This is a genomic window from Pantoea sp. Morm, assembly GCF_016643525.1.
GTDB classification, from domain to species: domain Bacteria; phylum Pseudomonadota; class Gammaproteobacteria; order Enterobacterales; family Enterobacteriaceae; genus Pantoea; species Pantoea dispersa.
In genome coordinates this window covers 1-6,038 of record NZ_VOQX01000155.1, presented here as the reverse complement: position 1 = coordinate 6,038, position 6,038 = coordinate 1, and the positions used below count along the sequence as shown (strand labels likewise).

Annotated in this window: 7 protein-coding genes and 1 pseudogene; 2 read left to right on the top strand and 6 right to left on the bottom strand. The window is 50.4% G+C overall.

What is annotated here, in order from left to right:
* Both FT726_RS25765 and FT726_RS25760 read left to right on the top strand, forming a co-directional pair.
* The coding region (locus FT726_RS25765) for a glutathione-independent formaldehyde dehydrogenase (protein ID WP_346303689.1) at positions 1-926 on the top strand (926 nt) is incomplete at its 5' end.
* Between the two features lie 472 nt (positions 927-1,398).
* On the top strand, positions 1,399-1,665 hold the full coding sequence (locus tag FT726_RS25760) for a hypothetical protein (RefSeq protein WP_150360137.1): 267 nt from the start codon (positions 1,399-1,401) through the stop codon (positions 1,663-1,665).
* 221 nt (positions 1,666-1,886) lie between these two features.
* On the opposite strand, the gene FT726_RS25755 is transcribed toward FT726_RS25760, so the two are convergent.
* The 6 genes and pseudogenes from FT726_RS25755 to FT726_RS25730 form a co-directional block, all read right to left on the bottom strand.
* A complete protein-coding gene (locus FT726_RS25755; RefSeq protein WP_260641200.1) occupies positions 1,887-2,381 on the bottom strand; it encodes an RcnB family protein in 495 nt (164 codons plus the stop codon).
* 285 nt (positions 2,382-2,666) lie between these two features.
* Complete coding sequence (locus FT726_RS25750; RefSeq protein WP_088517478.1) at positions 2,667-2,978, bottom strand: hypothetical protein; 312 nt, start codon at positions 2,976-2,978, stop codon at positions 2,667-2,669.
* A 194-nt stretch (positions 2,979-3,172) separates the two neighbouring features.
* Positions 3,173-3,868 (bottom strand): DJ-1/PfpI family protein, encoded by a 696-nt coding sequence (locus tag FT726_RS25745; RefSeq protein ID WP_058770433.1) that lies wholly within the window; start codon positions 3,866-3,868, stop codon positions 3,173-3,175.
* 92 nt (positions 3,869-3,960) lie between these two features.
* Positions 3,961-4,614, bottom strand: coding sequence for a LysE family translocator (locus tag FT726_RS25740; protein WP_241493836.1), 654 nt, complete (start codon positions 4,612-4,614; stop codon positions 3,961-3,963).
* Positions 4,615-4,688: 74 nt separating this feature from the next.
* On the bottom strand, positions 4,689-5,555 hold the full coding sequence (locus FT726_RS25735) for an AraC family transcriptional regulator (RefSeq protein WP_288422267.1): 867 nt from the start codon (positions 5,553-5,555) through the stop codon (positions 4,689-4,691).
* 317 nt (positions 5,556-5,872) lie between these two features.
* Positions 5,873-6,038: pseudogene (locus FT726_RS25730) on the bottom strand (NUDIX hydrolase); the annotation flags it as partial.

The window sequence follows — 6,038 nt, the reverse complement described above, 5'->3', positions numbered from 1 at the left end:
GCGCGGTTGAGCGGGTTAAAGTTGGCGATTATGTCTGCCTGCCCTTTAATGTCGGCTGCGGATTCTGTGAAAATTGCGAGAAAGGGTTGACCGGCTACTGCCTGACGGCAAATCCGGGTACGGCCGGTGCCGCCTATGGCTTTGCTGAAATGGGCGAATGGGATGGCGGACAGGCGGAGTTACTGCGTGTTCCCTATGCTGACTTTAACTGTCTGGTGCTGCCGCCGGATGCGGTAGAAAAAGAGGAGGACTACGTTTTACTTTCCGACATCTTCCCCACCGGCTGGCATGCCACTGAACTGGCAGGATTGCGCCCCGGAGAGAGTGTGGCGATTTACGGCGCAGGCCCGGTCGGCTTGATGGCGGCTCACTCGGCCATGATCAAAGGCGCATCGCAGGTGTTTGTGGTTGATACCCATCCGGACAGGCTGGCGCTGGCCGAACAACTGGGCGCAGTAGCGATCAATGGGGTGGGCGATGAGGCCGTAAATAAAATTCTCGAGTTAACCGACGGGCGCGGCACGGATTGCGGTTGCGAGTGTGTAGGGTATCAATGTTGCAATAAACATGGGCATGAAGATAACTCTGCCACGCTAAACAGCCTTGTCGCGTCAACTAAAGCCACGGGCGGCATCGGTGCGGTCGGCGTTTTTGTTCCGCAGGATCCCGGAGGCGCGACCGACCTGGCCAAAGAGGGTAAAGTGCCTTTCGATTTTGGGAATTTCTGGTTCAAAGGTCAGTCAATCAAGACCGGTCAGTGTAATGTCAAAGCATACAACCGCCAGCTCGCAAGGCTTATCCATCAGGGCAGGGCCAATCCGGCGCAGATCATCTCCCATCGTCTCGCACTGGCAGACGCTGCCGAAGGCTATAAGCATTTTGATGATCGTGATAATGGCTGGACGAAAGTTATTCTGAAACCCTGAAAGCCAGGTAACTCAGAAGAGCTAAGACACATTCAGGCGGTGGGAAGAGTGAGAACGAAAACTGCCTGTCTGTGGCTGGCTATATCTGGCATGACCACATTAATGACATATCAGCGTAACTCCGGCAGAAATTTGCCCACTGCTTATCCAGTTTGATGCATATGCGCAGCATCTCTTTCGCAAGGCACGAAGCCGCACAGTGATTACCTGCCGCAACAAAGATAACAAGCTTCGAGGCATTTCTGGTCGTCGTCTGACATCATTCCTCCTCAGCTAAAGTTATTTATCAGGCATGAAAGAGATAACGGATTATTCAACTTTGTAATAACTAATTTTTTAATTATCATTTTTCATGATTTGCTAATGCCCGCGATGAGCGAGAAGAGGACACAACATCAATGTCATAATCGAGAAAGGGAGCCAAACGCCTGGTATTATAGCCATATGAATGATCATGACGGAGAAAAGGCTAATGAAAATTACACTTAAAAAAGAAAATGGAACATCCGAAACACAGGATGTTGCATCTTTGATTATCACATTAAGTAATGGTGAAACCGTTGAAATTAGTGACGAAAGCCAGCAGCGCCCGTCGCATCTTTCGGAAGGAATTACGGTGTGGGGAGGAAGCATGCCGAAAGAAGGCGCCTCCATTGATGACCTCAGGGCTTCAACGCGATCATTAGGTATTTATCCCCTGGCCGCTAATTTGATTCACCTTTTCCCACTCAGTAATTAGCCGCTAAATACAGCACTATGTGGGTTTCGTCTGGGGGCATTTGAGTCGGATAATCGTAAACATCGGCTTTTGCCATAGAACGAATTGACGAACAGACCGATGTCCGCTTTGCGCGAAAAGCGGACATCATCCGTTTGATTTGCAAGCAATTCGGGAAACAGGTTGTTTGCGTATAGATGACTTTGCCGGCGATCTCTTTTAGCCGGGCTTGCAGTCTGTGGTTAGTTGAACACACCGTTAATCACGGCGGTCACAACTGCTGTGCTCAACGCAATAAGCACTAAATCATCTCCAACCGCGCGCCACTCGTAGCCGGGGTAATGAGGCAGCGCATTTATCATGGATGCTGGCAAATTTTTCTTAGCAATACCCGGTGGCAATGCTTTCCCACGCGCCACTTTCTTAGCGATTCCCGGCGGCAGAGATTGATAGCCTACCAAACCATAGTTGACGGCGAGCGCTCGTGCCTGAGAGAAGCTGATATCAGATTGAACATGATCGGGGTGTCGGGCGTTCTTGCGATGTCCATGTTCGTTTTTCGACGATGCGTAACCCTGCTCTTTATTTCCGTGCGCGCCATTATTACCGTGATTGCCATTGCCATTGCCATTGCCATTGCCATTGCCATTGCCAGGGTTTGCATAAGCCGGTGCAACAAAAACGGCGAAACCAATCATCAGAGCAAAGGTTGTTTTAAGCGTGCGTTGCGTGAGCATGACAGATGTCCTTGATAGTTTGTGTTGCCTTATTGAAATATAGAACGAGGCGGCAATCTTAACCATCACCTCATTTCTGAAATATCAGTAATGTAATAAGCCGGACATGTCTGGGACTCACTCTGAACGCGGGCATTCCACTGCTTAGCCTCTGAATCCAGAGGTGCAGCTGCCGGCTTGTGACTATTGAGACAAATGTCCGCTCGTCGCGCAAAGCGGACATTGACGCTTCGAATCAACTTAGAGACGAATCAGGACAACCGTTAAGTCGCCCTGAAAAGGGGGCTAAAGCGGTAAAACGGTTTCCACGGTGTGCTGAAAAACGTATGGATCGGAAAGTAACTCAAATTGTTCGTCATCCGGATACGTCACTGCCACGTGATAGTTTTCTCCCGCGAAAGTCTTTACTGACTGCAGATCCTTCCAGTAAGTTGCCAGAAAGAAATGCTCCCAGTCACCCTGTGTTTCTCTACGCACATAAGCGCCTATATTCCCGGCAATGCTTCGTGAATGTTCCACACCTGTCTTCTCAAGGTGTTTCGCAAAATCTTCAGCGTGTTTAAGCGGAACACAACCGTGCCAGGTCCTTACAATCATTCGTTTTTCCTCTTAATGTGGCAAGGATGTAACCCTATCATCGCAAGCCACTTAGCGGTGTAATTTCTGAAGGGCACGTTCTTTAATGCAAAATAAATTTATGATGATCGAAGCCTATTCACTGTTACCTGTAGGTCCGTTTTTCGCTCATAAAGGACATCGGTCGGTGGGGAAGTCCGCTCCGTGCCGGCCCGTTATTTCTGCAGTCTGGCTGCGGCTTTCAGCGTCGCCTGCCGCCGCTTTTCAATAAATGGCGCAACCTGTTGCTGAGCTTTTTTCAGCTGTTCTTCAGATGCGGAGCGGGGCGAGCCACAGTCAAAGGGCGGGGCAGGGTCATATTCCATATGCAGCTGAATGTTTTGCGCGATATCCGGTCCGAACATCTCTGATACGACGCTGAGGGCAAAATCGATACCTGAAGTCACACCGGCGCCCGTTATACGGTTGCGGTCGCGTACAACACGCTCATTTACTGGCTCTGCGCCCAATAGCGCCAGCTGATCCAGCGAAGCCCAGTGCGTCGTCGCTTTATATCCCTCAAGAAGCCCGGCCGCGCCGAGCACAAGCGATCCGGTGCATACCGACGTTACCAGCTTCGCCTGTTTACTTTGAGCCCGGATAAACGACAGGACTTCTTCATCCTCCATCAGGTTTATCTGCCCCGGCCCGCCGGGAATACAGATGATATCCAGCGCAGGACACGTGTCGAACGTGGTGGTTGGCTGAATCGCCATCCCCCGGTCTGACACCACAAGCTCCAGATTTTTCCAGATGAGATGCACTTTCGTGTCTGGTGCCCGCGAAAAGACTTCAAACGGACCGGTCAGGTCAAGCTGCGTAAGCGCAGGAAACAGCAGCAGACCGATGGATGTAGATGCAGAATCACTCATAAATAATGCCTTCATCTAAAAGGTGATAGTGGCTTTGCCATCAGCAAAGGCAATGGTTTGTGCAATAAAAAATGGAACCCCGTTACTGTCTGTCAGACTATCGAAATTAAATTAACCACGATGACACTCAATGCCAGGCCAATCAACATCATTCCTGAGATACGTTCCAGCCAGGGTAATAACCGGGAAAAGTGCTGGAGTACCAGACGATTGCCAATGAAAGCGGCGACCAGTAAATCCCATAGCAGCACGACACTAAACATCCATATGCCATAGACGACTTTCACATTCACCATCGCATCGCCACCACCAATAAGCGTGGCCAGACTCACGTAAAACAGCGCATTCTTGGGATTGAGTATTCCGGAGAGAAAACCCATGCCCAGTTCACGGTAATGATTCGAGGCACAAGCAGGCTGAGTTACTGATTCCGCTGTTTTGACGCTGCAGGCAGACAATGAGCTCATGCCAGCAAAGCGGATAAAAAGCAGACCGACATAGAGTAAATAAGCACAGCCCGCGAGCTGAATAACGATAAAACTGATGCTCTCAGGATGGAAAAGCGTGATACCGCTGAAGGCAGCCAGTATAAACACGCCGTTCGCTATGGCTATCCCCAGGCAGACATTGGCGGCGCGCCGCCAGCCGGCTCTGATTGAGGTGCGTGCCACGAGAAAAAAATCCGGGCCGGGCGACAGCAACGCCAGAAAATGCGCTGCTGCCACGATAAGAAATTGCTGCAACACGGTATTACCCTCTTAAAAATTTTTAACAGGGTGCAACTCCCGGGCAGGATTGTATTGAACAAAATTGCACTTGCTCAGGTTCGATAGCAGCCTGGCGTCACGCCAGTGTGGGCCTTAAATACGCGCTGAAAATGACTCTGATCAGCGAAACCCAGCCGGTAAGCGATATCGGTAATGTCACAGCCTGACTGAAGCCAGTGACGTGCTTTGTTTATGCGCAAATTAAGCTGATAAGCATGCGGTGTCATGCCAGTCGCAGCGCGAAATGCTCTGATGAGCTGATAACGACTCATGCCTGAAAGGCTTGCCAGCTCCGACAACGCCCACGGCTGCCTTTCAGCCTGCTGCAATACTTCAATCACGTTGTGTAATGCCCGACTGATGTCAGACGCCATGACAGGAAAGGCTTTCACCGGGCCGGTGCCATATTTACTGTCGCCAATAAACTCGATTAGCGCTGTATTTTTGTCTTCTGTACTGGCAGTCGAAAACAGGAGGTTATTCAGTTCACAGAAGCGATGATAGCGCTCCTGATTATTCGTCACCCGAACTTCACCTTGACTGATGAAGCTGCCTGAAACATCGTCCATTTCAGCAAGTAAAGCATTTAACCACGCGGCATCTATATGTAACATCTGATAGCTCCAGTGCTTATGGGGCAATGGATTACAGGAGTGAACCGCGCCGGCGGGAATAAAAACCATCATTCCAGGTTGTAAAGAACAGGGACCACCGGATGCGCCTGTGAACAGGCTGCCGCCTGCGTCAACTGCGCCAATTGAAAAGGTCGGGTGACTGTGTGGTCTGTAACATGCGCGGCTGTGACACGCGCGACGACTTTCGACAAAAACCAGCGACGGATCGCGCCAGAACTCTGTACGAGTGGCTACGCTGTCATTATCGCAATCGCAGCCGGAAGAGGGTGTGCGCGGAATGAGCATGCCTGTTTCCATCCTGGTACCAATTATCGTTGTCATGCCTGTGAGGCGTTAAGCCAGACACGATAGCATTAATTCAGATGCCTGACTCAGGCTGGCACGATGTTGTCAGTCTGCTGCGGGTAGGGCCGCCTGATGTTATGAATCACTGCATCAGACGATGCAGAGAAAAAGCGATCAGCAAGACTGGCATATTTCCCGGGCATCAATGAGTTTGTTTTATTCGCGAAAAATACTCTTGTTTGAATGACGGCGACAAGCCAAATGTCCATAAGCCTGAATGGCCGCGCTGGCATCGTCGCCATCCAGTGAGTGAATAATCACCCGAGCGGAATCTCATCTATGTGAGTATAAATGTTTAACCCGCGTTCTCTGCCAATCCGTATATCGTTATCGGCGCCGTGCGACGCGCCCGGCATACGTAAGATCGCGTCGCAATGTTGAATTAGCCGATGTGCAACCGGATAAAGATAAGCCTCACTGCTT

Bases quoted from the DNA above. Each gene is read 5' to 3' on its own strand.
- FT726_RS25755 (WP_260641200.1), bottom strand. From the start codon at position 2,381: ATGCTCACGCAACGCACGCTTAAAACAACCTTTGCTCTGATGATTGGT.
- FT726_RS25735 (WP_288422267.1), bottom strand. From the start codon at position 5,555: ATGCTCATTCCGCGCACACCCTCTTCCGGCTGCGATTGCGATAATGAC.
- FT726_RS25745 (WP_058770433.1), bottom strand. From the start codon at position 3,868: ATGAGTGATTCTGCATCTACATCCATCGGTCTGCTGCTGTTTCCTGCG.
- FT726_RS25760 (WP_150360137.1), top strand. From the start codon at position 1,399: ATGAAAATTACACTTAAAAAAGAAAATGGAACATCCGAAACACAGGAT.
- FT726_RS25750 (WP_088517478.1), bottom strand. From the start codon at position 2,978: ATGATTGTAAGGACCTGGCACGGTTGTGTTCCGCTTAAACACGCTGAA.